The sequence below is a fragment of the Paractinoplanes lichenicola genome (assembly GCF_016785085.1).
Classification (GTDB): Bacteria; Actinomycetota; Actinomycetes; order Mycobacteriales; family Micromonosporaceae; genus Actinoplanes; species Actinoplanes lichenicola.
In genome coordinates, this window is the sequence record NZ_JAENHO010000009.1 from 273,748 (window position 1) to 289,594 (window position 15,847).

Genomic DNA, 15,847 nt, shown 5'->3' on the forward strand with positions numbered 1-15,847 from the left:
GTCGAGGTTCAGGGTGAGGTTGAGGGTCAGTCCTCGAAGCGCTGGTCGAGCCACGCCGCGACCCGGTTGGTCGAGTCGACGACCGCCTGGTCGTGGTCGCGGCCGGGCAGCTTGTCGTAGCGGACCTTCGCCCCCTTGAGCTGCTCGACGAGGATGTCGGTGAGGGCCACGGGCACGATCTCGTCGTCGGTGCCCTGCACCACGAACGCGGGTGCGGCCAGCGGCGTCTGCGCCGGGTCGACGTATTCGGCCAGCTTGGCGACCCAGGCCTCGGGCAGCTTGTCGTTCTTGAGCAGCTTCAGCGGCGGGGCGTAGGCCGCGAGCACCTCGTTGAGGCAGCCCTTCTTGAGCACGTCACCCTTGTCGAGGGCGGCCTTGGTCAGCACGGCCTCCGGCTTGAACGACGGCTCGACGGCGTTGAGGCCGTACAGAGCCATCGCCATGAACCCCTGGCCGGCGGTGTTCGGGATCGCCTCGGCCAGCACCCGGGTCTGGCTGGTCGGCGCGATGCTCACCGTGCCCCGCAGCTGCAATTCCTTGTCGTACGCCCCGGCCAGCTGGTTGGCGAACAAGGTGCCCTGGCCGCCCTGCGAGTGGCCGTCCACCGCGTACTGGCGGGACAGGTCGTCGTCGAGGTTGCGGGCGGCCCGGACGCTGTCGATGATCGACCGGCCCTCGCTGTTGCCGATCAGGTAGGGGTGGGGGCCGGGCGTGCCGAGCCCGGGGTAGTCGGGCGCCGCGACCGTCCAGCCCCGCTCGAGCAGCGACGAGATCGCCACCCGCGCCTCGGGCCAGAAGACGTCGTCGTTGGCCGACGGCGCGCACTTGTCGGCGATCCCCGTCGTGCCGTGGGCCCACACGACCGTCTTGTTCTTCTTGTTCCGCAGCGGCGTGAGCACCATGCCCGAGGCAAACGTCCCATTCCCCCGTACGTCGGTGGTCGCGTATTTGATCTGCTTGGCCCGGGCCAGCTGCTTGAGACCCGCGGGCAGCTCGCGAGGCTGGGAGCTGAGGACGGCGCCCGGCTCGGGCGACGGGTTGCCCGCGGTGGCCAGCGCCTGCGGGGCGGCTGTATTGAGGATGACGCCGCCCAGGAGCGTGGCAGCGAGGATTCGATTGATCAGCACACGCACGTTGTAGCTGGGCAAAACGTACATTTCACGCGGCGCTCCGTGCCCGATCGGGTGATCATCGAGCCTGGATGATGCATCGCGCGGATTTAACCTGGTCGATCTATCGTCATCCGGTGGATCTGGAACTGCGCCACCTGCGCCTGATCCTGGCGATCGCCGACGCCGGCAGCGTCACCAAGGCCGCCGCCACCCTCGGCGTGGCCCAGCCCGCGCTCACCACCCAGCTCCGCCGGGTCGAACGCCTGCTCGGCGGCCCGCTGTTCGTCCGCGGCCGCCGCGGGGTGACGCCGACCGAGCTGGGCGACCTTGTGTTGTCGCGGGCCCGGCTGCTGTTGCCGGCCGTCAGCGACCTGCACGCCTCGGCGCTGCGCACCGTGGGCGACACCGCCCGCTTCCGGGTCGGGGCGACGAACGGCCCGATCGTCGGCGGCCTGGTCCAGCGGCTCTCCGACGCCTACCCCGGCCGCCCGGTGAGCGTGCACGCGACGTGGTCGGAGAACGAGATCGTCCGCCTGGTGCAATCCGGCCGGCTCGACTACGCGCTGGTCGGGGCGTGCGCGACCGGCCGCCCCGGCAGTGACGAAGCGGTCGGATTGGAATGGCGTACGGTCTCGGTCGACCCGGTCTGGGTGCTGCTCGACGCCCGCCACCCGCTGGCCGGTGGTCTTGACGTGGGCCTGGCCGACCTGGCCGGCGAACGCTGGGTGAGCGCCCCCGGCGACGGCTGCTTCAACGAGTGCTTCGCCGCCGCCTGCGCCCGCTCCGGCTTCACGCCCCTCTTCCCGTACGAGATGGACGCCGGCGCCGTCTTCGACGTGGTGACATCGGGCCGCGCCGTAGCCCTGTGCCAGGCCACGGTCCGCGACGTGCCCGGCGCGGTGGCCGTCCCGCTGCGCGATTCACCGCTGAGCTGGCGCCACCTGATCGGCTGGGACCCGTCCGCCCCCGCCGCGGCCCTGGCCCCGGACGTGATCGCCCTGGCCGCCGCCTCCTACCGCGACATCGTCACCCGCAGACCCCGCTACGCCGGGTGGCTGGCCGCCCATCCCGCCTTCGGCCACAGCGTCCATCCGTGACGCGCCGCATTATGCAAGTCGGCTTCGTCGCCTAGCCCAAGAACGGAGTGCGGGTTAAAGACGACGCGTAGTGGCTAGGGCCGACGACCTTGCCCTACGCGCCGCCGCATTGCTCAGGAGCGCAGGTCCTCCAGTTTCGCGCCACCGACGATGCGGGCGATGTTCCCGTCGTGGTCGCTGCCGCTCAGACGTTGGGCGAGCTCGTCCAGGTCGTCAATGTCGCCGTATCCCGCATGCAGGGCCTTCCGCATGGTGCCAACGCGGCCGACGCGGGCTTCCTCCCGGGCCTTCTCGAGGCCCTTCTCAAGGCCCTTCTCGAGGATCTGGCGGCCCAACTCTGACTGCTCCAGAACGTTGCTCATGCCTCTCCTTTGCAAGACCTTCAGGACCTCGTTGGCCAGGGGGCGTCCCACGAGCATACTCAGCTCGACCTGGACCAGTTGTTCCTCGACCGCGTCGGTTGCTTCGATCCGATCGGCCACCCGTTCGACCAGATCGGGTGGCGGTTTCTTGGACCACAGCGCGAGCGGCGCCAGTGGCCCGTCCAGCAGCACGGCCGGGTCCAAGTCGTCGGGGACGTTGATCGACCGGTAGTCGAGCTGGGCCTGATCACGCCGGAACCGACCCGGGTAGCCCTTGCCCACCGGCCAGAGCACGACCTGGTGGATGCGGTGATCGTCGCTGCGATATTTGAGTGCTAGTGACGCCCAGTAGTAGACCATCCGTTCCTGGAAGTCCTCGGTGCGCTGGACCTGGAACTCGAAGTGGTAGACGTCCGTGGGCGCGCCGTCGTTGTGGTGGACCAGGAATGTCTTGTCGGTCTGGCGGCTGCGTTGCCGTGGTAACTCGGTCGGCCCCTCGAGAATCACATCCTCGCCGTTCAGTCTGACGCCGCAGAGCTGGCGTAGGGCGTCTCGTGGATGGGCCGCCACCAGCGCTTTGTATAGACCGTCGAAGTCGCGAGGCGCGGCCGTCTTGCTGTCGTTCATCGGTTCCCCCTTCCGATTCGAGGGACAGCATTTCGTGCGCACGACTAGTAGTCAAGAGACTTCTAGTCACCAGTCCAGAGGTGCGGCTCACAGTCGGAAATGTCCGGCCGGCGGTGGGTGTTCGGGAGGCTGTGAGCGAGAGATCAGCCACGGTGGTGGTGATCGGCGGAGGCCAGTCCGGCCTGTCCGCGGCCTACCACCTGGCGCGGCGGGGCTTCACCAGCGCCCTCGAGGGCGACGGCGACCGGACCTTCGTGGTGCTCGACGCCGAATCCGCGGCCGGTGGCGCGTGGCAGCACCGCTGGGAGTCGCTGCGGATGGGGACCGTGAACGGCATTTTCGACCTGCCCGGCCTGGCCCAGCCCCCGATCGACGAGGCCGAGCCCAGCCGTACGGCGGTGCCGCGCTACTTCGAGGCCTTCGAGCGCACCTTCGACCCGCCGATCCTGCGCCCGGTCGAGGTCACCGCCGTCCACGACAAGGACGGGCTGGTCGTCGAGTCGAGCGCCGGTCGGTGGAGGACGAGGGCGATCATCAACGCGACCGGCACCTGGACCAACCCTGTGCGGCCGCATTATCCGGGCCTGGAGACGTTCGCCGGCCTGCAGTTGCACACCCACGACTATGTGTCGGCCGAGCAGTTCGTCGGGCGGCGGGTCGCGGTCGTCGGCGGTGGTATCTCGGCGGTCCAGCAGCTGGAGGAGATCGACCGGGTCGCGACCACGTTCTGGTACACCCGCCGCGAGCCGGTCTGGCGCACCGACGGGTTCGAGCCCGAGGTGGCCGGGCGCGAGGTCATCACCCAGGTGACCGCGGATGTGGAGGCGGGCCGGCCCACGGGCAGCGTCGTCTCCTACACCGGCCTTCTCCGTACGCCGTTCGCCGCGACCGCCGACCGCAAGCGCCGGCCCATGTTCACCGCGATCGAGCCGTACGGCGTACGGGAAGCGGACGGCTCCTTCACGACGGTGAACGCGATCCTGTGGGCGACGGGGTTCAAGGCCGCCCTGTCGCATCTCGACCCGCTCGGCCTGCGCAACGAGCAGGGCGGCATCCGCATGATCGGCACCCAGGTCGCGGCCGACCCCCGCATCCACCTGATCGGCTTCGGCCCGTCCCAGTCCACGGTCGGCGCCAACCGGGCGGGCCGGGACGCCGTGGCCGCGATCGTCAGAGCCCTGCGCGGATAGCGGTCGAGCGCCTCACCGGCCGGCCGGCTTCAGGGCCGCGCTCCGGGTGCGGCTGCAGGGGGCGCAGAGCTTGGTCGCGCCGAGCCGCTCGGCCCGCACCCGCTCGGCGTCGCTCAGCCACACCCCGCAGTACGCGGTCGGGTCCGGCGACGCCGGATCGGGCCGGTGCGCGACCGCGTCGACCCGGCCCGGCAGCGTGGAGCCCGCCGGCTTGATCAGGGCCCACACCGTCGTCCTGCGCTTCGCCATGCTGCGAGCATCGGCCGCGTTCTCGTCGATCTGAGAACGCCTCGCTGACCAGCCGATGGCCAACCTGTTGATCAACGTGAACAACCCAGGCCCTGTTTCGTAGCTGGGGCGGGGCTGCGGCAGGGCCCAGATCCCGCCTGGCGGCGTCCCGCGAAAGCCCGGTTCCAACCCCGGGAGCCGAGCTTCCGCGGGCCACCACCAGACGAAATCTGGACCCGGCCTCGCTGCCACCCCAGCTACGAAGCAGGGCCTAGGGCGTCCAGATCCAGGTCTCGTCGAGGAGCGTGGCGTCGTCGTCGCCGGTCCAGCGGGCGCCGCCGAAGACCACCAGCCGGGTGCCGGCGGCCACGACCGTACGGCCGGTGGTGGTCTTGGTGGAGGGGTCGCCGGGGTGGTCCCACTTGCCCGTTGCGGTGTCGAGCACGGCGCCGGGCAGTGCGGGGTAGAGGGCGGTCGTGCCGGTGCGGGCGCCGCCGGTCCGGGTTTCGGCCTCCAGTGTCAGGCCGCCCGGCGGGTCGGGCAGCGGCGCCCAGGCGCCGGTGGCCGGGTCGACTATGCCGCCGTTCGGGTAGGGGCGGCCCCAGTTGCCCACCTGTCCGCCGTCGGCGCCGCCCAGGGTCGGGTTGACGAGTTTGCCGGCGGCGAGCAGCCAGGGGCCGGTGCGGAGCATCGGGGCGTCGGGCAGGCGGCGCCACTTGCCGGTGCTCAGGTCGAGGGCCGCCATCCGGGTCACGGCGGGGCCGTCCGCGCCCGGGTTGGGCACGAGTTCGTGGTCGAAGAGGGCCAGTTCGCGTCCGGTCCACGCCATCGAGCGTTCGAAGGCGGGCCCCAGCGGGTCGTCGGGCAGGGGCGTCCACTTGCCGGTCGCCGGGTCGAGCCGGAAGTCGTCGGTCGGCCCGGCCTCGTCACTTCCCCCGTATGCGACCAGGCTCTTCCCGGCGGCGACGAGCCCGTACCCGCGGGCCGGGTCGAACGGCACCGGCAGCGTGGTCCAGGCCTCCCGGTCGACGTGGTAGACGAGCAGCTCGCGCCGGGACTCGTACGGGAGCAGGAAAGCGGTGGAACCGATGACCACGCCCTGCGCCCCGAACGTCGACGCCGGGGGAGCTGCGAGCGTGCGCCACGTGTTCGTCGCCGGATCCAGGGCCGCGGCGTCGGTCAGCGGCGGGCCGGGCGGGTAGGCGCAGCTCGCGTTGGGCGGGCACGGGGTCGCGTCGCTGCCGCCGATCAGCAGCACCTCGCGGCCCGTCCACAGGCCCAGCGTCTGCTCCCGGGGCCCGAGCGGGCTGCCGGAAACCTTCCGCCAGCCCGCCTTCGCCGCCTCCTGCTCGGCGGCTTCCGGCGCCGCGCACCCGCTCAGCGCCAGCAGGCCGCAGACAACCCCCGCGATCAGTCTCATGGACCCTTGGACTGCGGTTCAGCCCGCGCAGTTCCATCGGACCGGGCGGTTTGCCACGCCCTCGATCTTGTCGGTGTCGGTGGTGTAGCCCGCGGCCACTGTCCCGTCGGCGCTGAACGCGCTGACCACGTACTCCTTCATGCCCTTGTAGCGGGGCAGTTTCACCACCGTGTCCCCGGCGACGATGACCGTGTCGGTGATTCCCCGTACGCCGAGGACCCAGCCGTTCGCGGCGCCCAGCGCGGGCGGGTCCAGGTCGGCGGGCAGTTTCTTGTAGGTGCCCGTGGCGACCCCGTACGCGTACGAGGCGAACTCGCGGGACGAAGCGTTCGCGCTCTCGCGGCCCGCGCGGCCGTACACGACGCCGTCGCTGATCGACTCGGGCCAGAAGAAGTCGTTGTCACCGGGCGGCGGGATCAGGCGGCCGGTGCCGTCGGGGAGCCACAGGTAACCGGTTCCCAGCCCCTTGCCGCGCGAGATGCGGCCGGCGATCGTGCCGTCCTCGTCGATCATCCTCGCGTCGCCGCGGGTGTACCCGGCGGGCAGCGGCAGTTTCTCCGCGGCGGCCTTGGGGGAGGCCCAGCGCACCGGCACCCCGTCGGCGAACGGGTCGCCCAGCATGCCGACGACGACCCCGGCGTCGTTGACGGCGGCCGCGACGGACCGTCCGCCGGGCAGCCGGGTCACGCCCTGAAAGGAGGTGAACGCCTGCTGCTGGTCGCCGTCGAAGCTGCTCCCGACGGCGAGTCCGGACGAGTTGATGTCGTCCCACGACGCGTCGGCGCCCGGCATCGACACCGTCGGCAGCAGCTTCCCGTCCTTCCAGAGCACCGTCTGCGCGTGTCCCTGCTCGGGATAGACCCGCCCGGCCAGGTAGCGCCCGCTCGGATCGCCCGCCGTGACGAGCGCCTTGCTGATCCCGCGGGACGGCAGCAGCGTGACCCGGCAGTTCTTCGGCGTGGGGGCGACGGCGACGGTGGAGGTGGTCGGCGTGGGGACCGGTTCTTCCTGCAGGGCCGCCACCGCCATCGTGCCGCCACCCGCCGCGACCGCCGTCACCGCGGCCAGCGCGACCCCGCCCGACCAGCGCCGCACCCGGCGCCGCCGGCGGCCCTCGGCCATCGTCCGGGTCACGTCGACTGTCGACGGCGCGGGCGGCTCGTCGGGCAGCGTCCGCAGGATCCGCACCGCGCGGTCGTCCTCGGTCATTTCCCTGCTCTCCTCGGTCATCGTTGGTCCTGCGCGGCGGCGATCTCGGGCAGCTTCTCGTCGAAGATCTGGCGGAGCCGGTCCAGCCCGTGGGCCGACTGGCTCTTCACGGTGCCCTCGGAACAGCCGAGGATCCGGGCGACCTCCTTGACCGGCTGGTCGCACAGGAAGCGCAGCACCACGACCGCGCGCTGCCGGACGGGCAGGCCCAGCAGCGCCTGGCGCACCACCGACGTGTCCTCGGTGGCCGGCGGCGCGACCGGGGCCCGCTCGGGCAGCCAGTCGAGCAGCGCGACCTTCCACCACCCGCGACGGCGGTCGTCGAGGAAGACCCGGACCAGCATCGTGTTGACGTACGCGTCGAGGTTCTCCACATGGCTGATCCGCGGCCAGCGCGTGTAAAGCTTGGTCAGCGTCTCCTGCACGATGTCGTCGGCGCCGTGCGAGTCACCGCAGAGCAGATAGGCCGCCCGTCGCATGGCCCCGACCCGGCCCTGCACGAAGGCCAGATATTCGCCGTCGGTTCTTCTCGGCATCCGCCGCCCCGCCCCCTGTCACCGTCGCTGAGTATCCGACGCGGATCGACAGGCATTCGGTTGGGTCGCTCACCGAGGATTCTCGCGGAAGGATGGTGCCATGACGGACGAACACTTGCGGCGTTGTGTCGAGCTGGCGGCGGAGGCCCTGGCGGCGGGCGATTTCCCGTTCGGGTCGGTGCTGGTCGGGGCCGATGGCAAGGTGCTGGCCGAGGATCGCAACCGGGAGAACACCGATGCCGATCCGACCGCGCATCCCGAGCTACGGCTGGCTCAGTGGGCGATCGCCAACGTGCCGGCCGAGGAGCGGGGCGGTTGCACGGTCTACACGTCGGGGGAGCACTGCCCGATGTGTGCCGCGGCGCACGGGTGGGCGGGGCTGGGGCCGATCGTCTGCGCGGCGTCGAGCGCTCAGCTGGCCGGGTGGCGTACGGGCTGGGGGTTGCCCTCGTCGCCGGTGGCGGTGCTGCCCGTGACCGACGTCGTGCCCGGCCTGCCCGTGACCGGCCCGGTCCCGCCGTTCGACGACGAGATGCGGGCGCTGCACGAGCAGGCCGCGGGGATGTTCTATTCCACCGGGCCGCGGTCGACGAAGCTGTAGTTGCCGCGGATGCCGCCGTCGCCGGTCTGCTGGATGTAGAGGGCCGACCCGTCGTTCTTGACCTGGAGGGCGCCGAACTCCTCGTTGATGAAGTTGTGGGTCGGGCGGCCCTTCTCGTCCTTCTCGCCGGTCGCGTAGACCCGGAAGACCGTGGTCTCGTTCTCGGCACACTTGACCGTGCCCACGCCGACCGGCTCCTTTGTCTTGTCGGCGAAGACGCACCAGCGGCCGCCCTCCTCGCGCGGGCGGAGGGCCTCGATCAGATACATGTCCTCGCCCTGGGCCGGCACGAGCCGGAACTCGGCGCCGTCGTCGGTGCCGTCCCCGATGGCGATCGGCCCCTCGTACGTGGCGCTCCAGTCCTTGTCGTCCTCCGCGATGTGGATCAGCGTCTGCCGCTTGCCGGCCAGGATGTCCTCGGTGTTCAGCGGGGCCGCCGACGCCGAGGTGGCGGCCGGGGACGGCGCGGAACCGGCGGCGGAGTCGGCCGCCGCGGTCGACGGGGCCGCCGCCGGTTCCGACGAGTCGCCGGACGAGCCGCAGGCCTGCAGGGTCAGGGCCAGGCCGGTGAGAACAGCGCCGGTGGTGAAGACCCGGGACGTACGCACGGGGAGAACCTCCTTGGTTGGATCTTCACCCCCTACCCAATCGGGAAATTACTTAACAGTCGGCGGGGCGTAGACGTTCACGAGAGTGCCGTCCGGGTCGCGGAACAGCATCGACCGGTTACCCCACGGCATCGTGGTGGGTTCCTGTACGAACTCCCGGACGCTCCCGCGCAGCCGCGCGAACTCGGCGTCCACATCCGCGACGCGGAACTCGACGATGGCCGTGCCGGCGGCCGGACGGTCGAGGAACGGCACGGTCGCGAGTGCGCCGATGGCCAGGGTCGCGCCCGGCGTGACGAGCTCGGCGAACAGCGGGGTCGGGCGGCGGGCGGTCAGGCCGGTGACCAGCTCGTAGAAGTCGGTCAGCCGGGCGACGTCATTGGTGATGAGGCGAATCGAAGTCAGGTTCATGCGGCACACGCTAGGTCTAATACCGGGCAGCTTCCGCCCGGTATTCTCGGGAGATGTCCACCGCCCGCGTGCTCGGCCTGCTCGAGATTCTGCAAGGCGGAGGCACCCGTACGACCGCCGAGCTGGCCGCCCGCTTGGAGGTCGACGAGCGGACCGTACGCCGGTACGTCGGCCAGCTGCTCGACCTGGAGGTGCCGGTCGAGTCGGTGCGCGGGCGGTACGGCGGCTATCGGCTGGCCCCCGGCTTCCGGATGCCCCCGCTGATGCTGACCGACGAGGAGGCCCTGGCTGTCCTGCTCGGCCTCAACTCGTCGTCGGGCGAGGCCGCCGAGAGCGCCGCCGCCAAGGTGCGCCGGGTGCTGCCCAAGGCGCTCCAGGCCCGGCTGGCGGCGGTGTTCGCGACGACCGAGTTCACCGCCCCGGCCGCCGCGAGCCCCGAGGCGTCAGTGTTGCTGCGACTGGCCGAGGCGGCCCGGCAACGGCATTCCCTGCTGATCGGTTACGCGGATCGCCACGGCGTGAGCAGCGAGAGGACCCTTTCCCCGTACGGGATCGTGGCGCACCACGGCCGGTGGTACGTCACCGGACACGACGCGTCGTCGGGGGAGTTGCGCACGTTCCGGCTCGACCGGATCGGGTGGGTCCGTCCGACGGGGGAGACCTTCGAGGTGCCGGACGACTTCGACCCGGCCGCGACGGTGCTCGCGGGGCTGGCCGGCACGCCCTGGCGCTATCAGGTGGTCGTACGGGTGAACGGGTCTGCCGACGAGGTGCGGGCGGGGCTGCCGCAGGGTTTGGCGACGATCGAGGCCGACGACGAGGACGGCTGGGTGGTCGTGCGGATGCGGGCCGAGCGGCTCGACTGGGTGCCCGGGGTCCTCGGTGGACTGGGTCGGCCGTTCGTCGTGCGGGAGCCCGCGGCCCTGCGTGACCTGGTCGGAAAATGGGTCCACAATTTTTCCGCTAACCTCTTGGCACTCGGCCGCGAGGAGTGCTAAAAAATTCTTGTCGCTGCTGGTCACCGCGGTGATGCACCCCGGATGACCAGGCGGCACCTCGGCAGATTTGATCTTTAGCCGAGCGCCACGCGTCCGTCGGACAGGCCGGCGGACGGGTCTCGAGGAGGTGTTCGTGGTGCTGACTTTCGATCCTTTCCGCGACTTCGACCGGCTCGCCGAGCAGGTGCTGGGCGCCCCCGCCGCGCAGTCCGTCACGATGGCCATGCCGATCGACCTCTACCGGTCCGGCGACCACTACGTGCTGCACTGCGACCTGGCCGGCATCGACCCCGGCTCGGTGCGGATCGACGTGGACAACCGGGTGCTGACCATCCGCGCCGAACGCTCCCCGCGCGCCGACGAGGAACTGCAGTGGATCCGCCGCGAACGCCCCACCGGCACCTTCGAGCGCCGGCTCACCCTGGGCGACGGCGTCGACGTGTCAGACATCGCCGCCACCTGGCAGGACGGCGTCCTCACGCTCACCCTGCCGGTGGCCGCCGCGGCGAAGCCCCGCCGCATCCCGATCACGGTGGCCGGCGAACGCCCAGCCGTCGAAGCCTCCGCCTGATCACGGTCGTTCGGCCGGGCGGCACCCCGACCGCCCGGCCGACACCCCCGTCGCATACGCCGTCACACCGGGTAGACGCGGTACTGCAGCCTTCCAACCCATGACCACATCCATCATCGGGTTCCAGACCTGCACCCAGCCACCCGACTCGGCGGCATGGAGGGCGTCGGGCTTGAGGGCGCTTGTACGGCGGGGCCGCCGCCCATTGTTCATGGCGGCACCGTGACGACAACGTGGGAGAGCGCTCTCGACCGGGCCCGCGCGGTGCTGGTTCATGATGTTGGGGTGACCGATGTAGCTGTCTGGCCCCTGACCATCCGGGAACGGCGTCCGGAGGACCTCGAAACGTGTGCGCGTCTGCTGCGTCGGGTGCGCCTTGCCAACGGCTATCCGGCGAAATGGCCCTCTCGCCCCAGTGCCTGGCTGGATCTTCCGGAGTTCGACCAGGCGTGGGTGGCCACGAACTCGTCCGGTCTCATTGTTGGGCACGTCGCCGTACAGAACGGCCGAGAGGTCACGCGGCTGTTCGTGGCGCCTGAGGCCCGCCGCCTCGGGGTTGCAAGTGCTCTGCTTGACCACGTGCACATCTGGGCCGGCGGTCGGCTCATCCTCAACGTGGTTGACAAGGTGAACTCGCCGGCGGTCGCGTTCTACGAGAGCACCGGATGGCGATACACGCACACGACGACCGCCGACTGGGCCGGTTCGCGTGGGAAAACAGTGCGCCTGCGTCACTACGTCCGATAGGCGCTGCGCACGGTCAAGGTTGCCCTGCCCAACGACAAGTGGGCGATCGACGGGTCGACGGTCCGGGTCACCACACGTTCGTCCTCGAGCGCGGAGATCTAACGACCAGCCCGCCATCCGGTAACCGGTTCCCCACCATGTATCACGCTGTGGCGAAGGGCACGCCGTATTCCTGGTCGAACCGTTACTGGTACACGGGAACGGCGGTTTGGTGGGGTAACACCACCTATCGCCGCGCTGATGTGCCGGGAGCGGCTACCAACATCGGCTACAGCCTGAAGTTCTTCGAGTGACGTTCTCAGGACCTGTACACCAACGTCTGGTAAACAACGTGGATGGTCTTCGAGTGGTCGGCGGTCGGCACCGTCGTGATCAACGGTGTCCGGCTCGGCTATCGGGAGGCCGGTGACCCGTCGGGCCGCCCGGTGGTGCTCCTGCACGGCTGTGGCAGCAGCTCGCGCACGTGGGACAGGTTCGCCGCCCGGCTCGAGGGCCACCGGGTGCTCGCCGTCGACCTGCGCGGCCACGCCACCAGCGCCCGCCCTGGAAGCTACGCGCTGACCAGCCTCGGCGACGACCTGGTGGGCCTGCTCGAGGCGTTCGACCTGCGCGGCACCGTGCTGGTCGGCCACTCGGTCGGGGCCTACGCCGCGCTCGACGCCGCCCGCCGCGTTGCCGATCGCATCGCCGGCCTCGTGCTGGAAGACCTGGCCGCCCCGCCCCGCACGTCCCAGCCGTCGGTCCGGGGCATCAACCCGTGGCAGGTGCTCACCGCGGTGTTCGGCATTCTCACCGTCCGCCAGGATTACGACCTGCGCGCCATGGCCGCCCTGCTGCGCCAGCTGTCGCGTCCCGACGCCGCGTGGTGGTCGCGCCTCGGCCACGTCGAGCACCCCACCCTGGTCCTCTCGGGCGGCCCCACCAGCTGCATCCCGCCGCGCCGCCTGGCCGAGGCCACCCTGGCCCTCCCCGGCGCGCGCCTGGCGACGATCCCGGTCGGCCACCGCGTGCACAGCCTGGCCCCCGAGCGGTTCGCCACCGAAGTCCTGGCATTCCTGAATCAGGCGGCCGTCGCCTCGTCTCCGGCCGGAGTGAGCCGGTAACCGCAGTATCGCGAGCAGATCCCGCATCGTCCATGCCGCATCAGTGCGGCATGGACCAGCCACGTCTGTCCACAGACGATCGTCGATAGGCGGGGTCGTTTCCCGTCGCTGGTGTCCGATGCTCGGCGATCGCTGGAGGCGATGGTGCGACAGGCTAGGTGGCTGTTCTACGCGGGTGTGGTCGCAACGTTGGCAGCGATGCCGGCCTGCTCCGGGCCGGACGAGGCGGTGAACGACGCTGCGGCGGCGGCTCCGGTGTCAGAGGCCCCGGCATCAACGGTCCCGGAATCGACCGCCCCGCCGACGCCCGAACCATCCGTTACGGCGAAACCGACTGCGATGAAGGCGACGATCGCCGAGCCAAGGCCGGATCACGTGCTGCAAATCGGCGTCAAGTCCGCCACCAGAGCCGGGGAACAGATCGAGCTCGTGCTCAGTGGCACCTACGGCGGGACGAAGACCACCCAGTGGAATCAGACCTCGGTCGAGGCCGGCACCGACACCGGAACCTGTCAGGTGACACCCGACCCGGGCTTCCCCGGCGGATCGAGCCGCCCGCGCAGCGTCGTCACCGGAACGTGGGTCCTGACCTGTCCCGGCGAGGGCCCGGTTCGCCTCGCGATCGACCCGTTCAGCGGGCTGCTCGACTCGGACACCAGCTTCCGGATCACGCTACGGTGACGCGGCCGGCCTCTCCGTGAACGCCGACGCGCCCGGCTCGAAGCTCCACCGAGCCGGGCGCTGTCGTGTCGGATCGAGGACAGCGTGCGTTTCGCCCGCCGCGGTAATCTCCGGCGACGTCCATGATCTCCCTGCAAAGAAGCATTTCGTCGGTCGGAACGAACAACTGCGGAGTGACATCATGGAATCGTGCGACGCGTACACCCCTAGGGACATCATCACGGAGTTGGGCGATCTTGGCTTCGAGACGGTGCTGGCGAAAACGCCCTACGGCCGAGTCGCGTTCTATGTCAGACGCCGCAACAATGGTGACGCCGGTACGCTCCTCCTGCACGGTGTCGCATCGGACGCCACAACATGGACACCTATTCTCCAGTGCGCGGCCGAGTCCGGAGTGGAACTCGGCAACCTGGTCCTGGTCGATCTGCCCTCGTTCGGGCGATCGGAGAATCGGCTCGATACCATGTGGATCCCCGAGGTCGGCGAGATGTTGATGCGGGAGATGAAGGGCCTGGGCTTTCTCAAGGTCAGGCTCGTCGGACAGTCGATGGGCGGATTCCTGGCCCTGGACATGGCCAGCCGCTTCGCCGCTGATGTGACCTCCGTCCACGTCGCCGCGGGTTCCTATTTCGCGATACTGAATACGATCAAGAGACCGATTGCGAACATCCTTCGCAACCCTGTGACCGCCCTGCTCTGGAACGGCTATTGGCTGCTCTGCCTGACTGGCGGCTTCGGATCCCACATGGTTCGGCTGTGCGCGAGGGTGGTGGGCGCCCGGGCGGTCATCGCGCCTTTCTTGGCTCGCCCCGCACAGTTCCGGCGGCAACTGGCAGAGAAGATTCTGACTCAGCTGAGCCCGCGGGGGGTCGTCCTCACCGCGCGCAACGGCCCCTCCTACGACGCGGTCGAGACGTGGGGAAGTATCACGGTGCCGTTGATCGCCGTCTTCGGCGACCGGGACCGGCTGGTCACCAAGTGGGACGCGCAGGAGCTGATCAGAGCCAACCCCTCAGCCCGCATCGCCTGGGTCGCGGACGCCGCACACATGCTGACCATCGAGCGTCCGTCCGCAGTGCTGCGAGCGTTAGGTCTCTAGATGACCTCAGTGGGCGACCGTATGGGTGCACTGGGCCGCGCCGTTCTCCCGCTGAGGGGCTCGCGACGCGGGCTCGACAATGTCCGGCTTGTTGGGTGGACCCTGTCGGGCTTTGTGCTCACCGTGCTGGTGACGTCCGCCTTTGATGTGGCTCGCGAACCGGGCTGTCAGGGTTTTCGGGTCTTCCTGCGGTCGTTGTTGCTTCGCCAGGGCGAACCTCCGAACTGCGACAGCGTTCCGTTCCTGGTCGACATCCCCACCGTCATCCTGTCCTTGACCTCCCCCTTCGCCGTGATCGGCTACCTGACGATCCTGCGCAGGCTGGAAGGTCTTGTTCCCGAACTCCAGCGCACCGGCTTGTTGCCTGACGACCGGGTCACCGCCGGCGCCGACGAGACCATGCAGCAATGGCTGCTTCGCCTCCTCCCGCGCGGCTGGAAGGGTTGGCTGCTCTTCGCGGTCTCGGCGGCCATGACGATCTGGCTCTACAGCCGGAACTTGCAGTCCGGCGGGATCTTTGAGGCTCTCGCCAACCCGGCTGCTCCGGAGGCTGTTCTCCGGGAACGCTGGTGGGCCGATTACCGTGACAATCCACTATTGGCGGTCTGGTGCGTATTCGTCGGGACCGTCGGGGTTCACTTCGCCCTGGCCAGCGCCTGGATGTACGCGCTTGTGGGCCAGCGCCTGCTCAGCCGGCGGAAGCGGAATCTCTTGGACTTCCGGGTCAGGTACGTGCCGCGTTGGCGGGACAAGAGTTTCGGCTGGGCGCCGGCGACTTCCCTGATCATGCTCAGCTACGCGACGGCGATCAACTTCGCGATCTCGATGATCGCGGTATTCGACATGCTGCAGGGCGGCGTGAACCGCGTCGTCGCGGCAGGCTTCGCCACGCTGGGAGTCTGCACCGATCTGGCCCTCATCGTCCTCACCCTCCGCATGATCGTCAAAGCGCACCACGGCGTTCGCGCCGACGTCCGGGCCTTCGTCGCGCACGCGGTCAGGGTCGCCGAGATCCGCCGCGGGCAGCGGGACCGCCGGCGCCGAGGAACCTTCGCGGCGCCGCACCACCGGGTCGACTACGTCGTCGCCGAGCCCGAGGTGGATGTCATCCTGGCGGCACGGGACGCCGAATCCTGGCCTCCCTTGCCGATCGCGAACCTCGCCGTCGGGATTGTGAAGGTTGCCCCCGGAATTTACGCCATCATTCAACTTTCGCGAACCCTGGCCGGAGGGCTGTCGTAGCGAGC

The 15,847-nt window shown here is 70.0% G+C and carries 19 protein-coding genes; 11 read left to right on the plus strand and 8 right to left on the minus strand.

Annotated features, from left to right (window positions below):
* Nucleotides 1-26: 26 nt before the first annotated feature.
* Nucleotides 27-1,127 (minus strand): alpha/beta fold hydrolase, encoded by a 1,101-nt coding sequence (locus tag JKJ07_RS31025; RefSeq protein ID WP_307834489.1) that lies wholly within the window; start codon nt 1,125-1,127, stop codon nt 27-29.
* Nucleotides 1,128-1,246: 119 nt separating this feature from the next.
* Between JKJ07_RS31025 and JKJ07_RS31030 the strand changes: the two genes are divergently transcribed.
* On the plus strand, nt 1,247-2,209 hold the full coding sequence (locus tag JKJ07_RS31030; protein ID WP_202995414.1) for a LysR family transcriptional regulator: 963 nt from the start codon (nt 1,247-1,249) through the stop codon (nt 2,207-2,209).
* Between the two features lie 113 nt (nt 2,210-2,322).
* Here the strand turns inward: JKJ07_RS31030 and JKJ07_RS31035 are convergent, their stop codons facing one another.
* A complete protein-coding gene (locus JKJ07_RS31035; RefSeq protein WP_202995415.1) occupies nt 2,323-3,198 on the minus strand; it encodes an RpnC/YadD family protein in 876 nt (291 codons plus the stop codon).
* Between the two features lie 131 nt (nt 3,199-3,329).
* Here JKJ07_RS31035 and JKJ07_RS31040 point away from each other — a divergent pair, with 131 nt between their 5' ends.
* Nucleotides 3,330-4,388, plus strand: coding sequence for an NAD(P)-binding domain-containing protein (locus JKJ07_RS31040; protein ID WP_202995416.1), 1,059 nt, complete (start codon nt 3,330-3,332; stop codon nt 4,386-4,388).
* 12 nt (nt 4,389-4,400) lie between these two features.
* Here the strand turns inward: JKJ07_RS31040 and JKJ07_RS31045 are convergent, their stop codons facing one another.
* From JKJ07_RS31045 to JKJ07_RS31060, 4 genes are all read right to left on the minus strand, one after another.
* Nucleotides 4,401-4,637 (minus strand): hypothetical protein, encoded by a 237-nt coding sequence (locus JKJ07_RS31045; RefSeq protein WP_202995417.1) that lies wholly within the window; start codon nt 4,635-4,637, stop codon nt 4,401-4,403.
* A gap of 250 nt (nt 4,638-4,887) precedes the next feature.
* Entirely contained in the window at nt 4,888-6,036 is a 1,149-nt protein-coding gene (locus JKJ07_RS31050) for a Kelch repeat-containing protein (RefSeq protein WP_202995418.1), read from the minus strand.
* 18 nt (nt 6,037-6,054) lie between these two features.
* Nucleotides 6,055-7,266, minus strand: a complete 1,212-nt coding sequence (locus JKJ07_RS31055; RefSeq protein WP_202995419.1) for a hypothetical protein — start codon at nt 7,264-7,266, stop codon at nt 6,055-6,057.
* Nucleotides 7,263-7,781, minus strand: coding sequence for a SigE family RNA polymerase sigma factor (locus tag JKJ07_RS31060; protein WP_202995420.1), 519 nt, complete (start codon nt 7,779-7,781; stop codon nt 7,263-7,265). Before JKJ07_RS31060 ends, JKJ07_RS31055 begins: the two co-directional genes overlap by 4 nt.
* Nucleotides 7,782-7,881: 100 nt before the next feature.
* On the opposite strand from JKJ07_RS31060, the gene JKJ07_RS31065 reads away from it, so the two are divergent.
* Nucleotides 7,882-8,382: a nucleoside deaminase gene (locus tag JKJ07_RS31065; protein WP_202995421.1), complete on the plus strand. Its 501-nt coding sequence runs from the start codon at nt 7,882-7,884 to the stop codon at nt 8,380-8,382.
* On the opposite strand, the gene JKJ07_RS31070 is transcribed toward JKJ07_RS31065, so the two are convergent.
* Entirely contained in the window at nt 8,349-8,990 is a 642-nt protein-coding gene (locus tag JKJ07_RS31070; protein ID WP_202995422.1) for a hypothetical protein, read from the minus strand. The genes JKJ07_RS31065 and JKJ07_RS31070 overlap by 34 nt on opposite strands.
* 48 nt (nt 8,991-9,038) lie before the next feature.
* A complete protein-coding gene (locus JKJ07_RS31075; protein ID WP_202995423.1) occupies nt 9,039-9,401 on the minus strand; it encodes a VOC family protein in 363 nt (120 codons plus the stop codon).
* A 53-nt stretch (nt 9,402-9,454) separates the two neighbouring features.
* Here JKJ07_RS31075 and JKJ07_RS31080 point away from each other — a divergent pair, with 53 nt between their 5' ends.
* From JKJ07_RS31080 to JKJ07_RS31115, 8 genes are all read left to right on the plus strand, one after another.
* Nucleotides 9,455-10,399, plus strand: coding sequence for a helix-turn-helix transcriptional regulator (locus tag JKJ07_RS31080; protein WP_236030170.1), 945 nt, complete (start codon nt 9,455-9,457; stop codon nt 10,397-10,399).
* Nucleotides 10,400-10,532: 133 nt separating this feature from the next.
* Complete coding sequence (locus JKJ07_RS31085; protein WP_202995424.1) at nt 10,533-10,970, plus strand: Hsp20/alpha crystallin family protein; 438 nt, start codon at nt 10,533-10,535, stop codon at nt 10,968-10,970.
* Nucleotides 10,971-11,255: 285 nt separating this feature from the next.
* Entirely contained in the window at nt 11,256-11,717 is a 462-nt protein-coding gene (locus JKJ07_RS31090) for a GNAT family N-acetyltransferase (RefSeq protein ID WP_307834490.1), read from the plus strand.
* A gap of 149 nt (nt 11,718-11,866) precedes the next feature.
* Nucleotides 11,867-12,010, plus strand: a complete 144-nt coding sequence (locus tag JKJ07_RS31095) for a hypothetical protein (protein ID WP_202995425.1) — start codon at nt 11,867-11,869, stop codon at nt 12,008-12,010.
* A 42-nt stretch (nt 12,011-12,052) separates the two neighbouring features.
* Nucleotides 12,053-12,820 (plus strand): alpha/beta fold hydrolase, encoded by a 768-nt coding sequence (locus JKJ07_RS31100; protein WP_202995426.1) that lies wholly within the window; start codon nt 12,053-12,055, stop codon nt 12,818-12,820.
* 111 nt (nt 12,821-12,931) lie between these two features.
* Nucleotides 12,932-13,501 (plus strand): hypothetical protein, encoded by a 570-nt coding sequence (locus JKJ07_RS31105; protein WP_202995427.1) that lies wholly within the window; start codon nt 12,932-12,934, stop codon nt 13,499-13,501.
* Nucleotides 13,502-13,682: 181 nt separating this feature from the next.
* Nucleotides 13,683-14,600: an alpha/beta fold hydrolase gene (locus JKJ07_RS31110; RefSeq protein WP_202995428.1), complete on the plus strand. Its 918-nt coding sequence runs from the start codon at nt 13,683-13,685 to the stop codon at nt 14,598-14,600.
* Nucleotides 14,601-15,842, plus strand: coding sequence for a hypothetical protein (locus JKJ07_RS31115; protein WP_202995429.1), 1,242 nt, complete (start codon nt 14,601-14,603; stop codon nt 15,840-15,842).
* Nucleotides 15,843-15,847 lie beyond the last annotated feature (5 nt).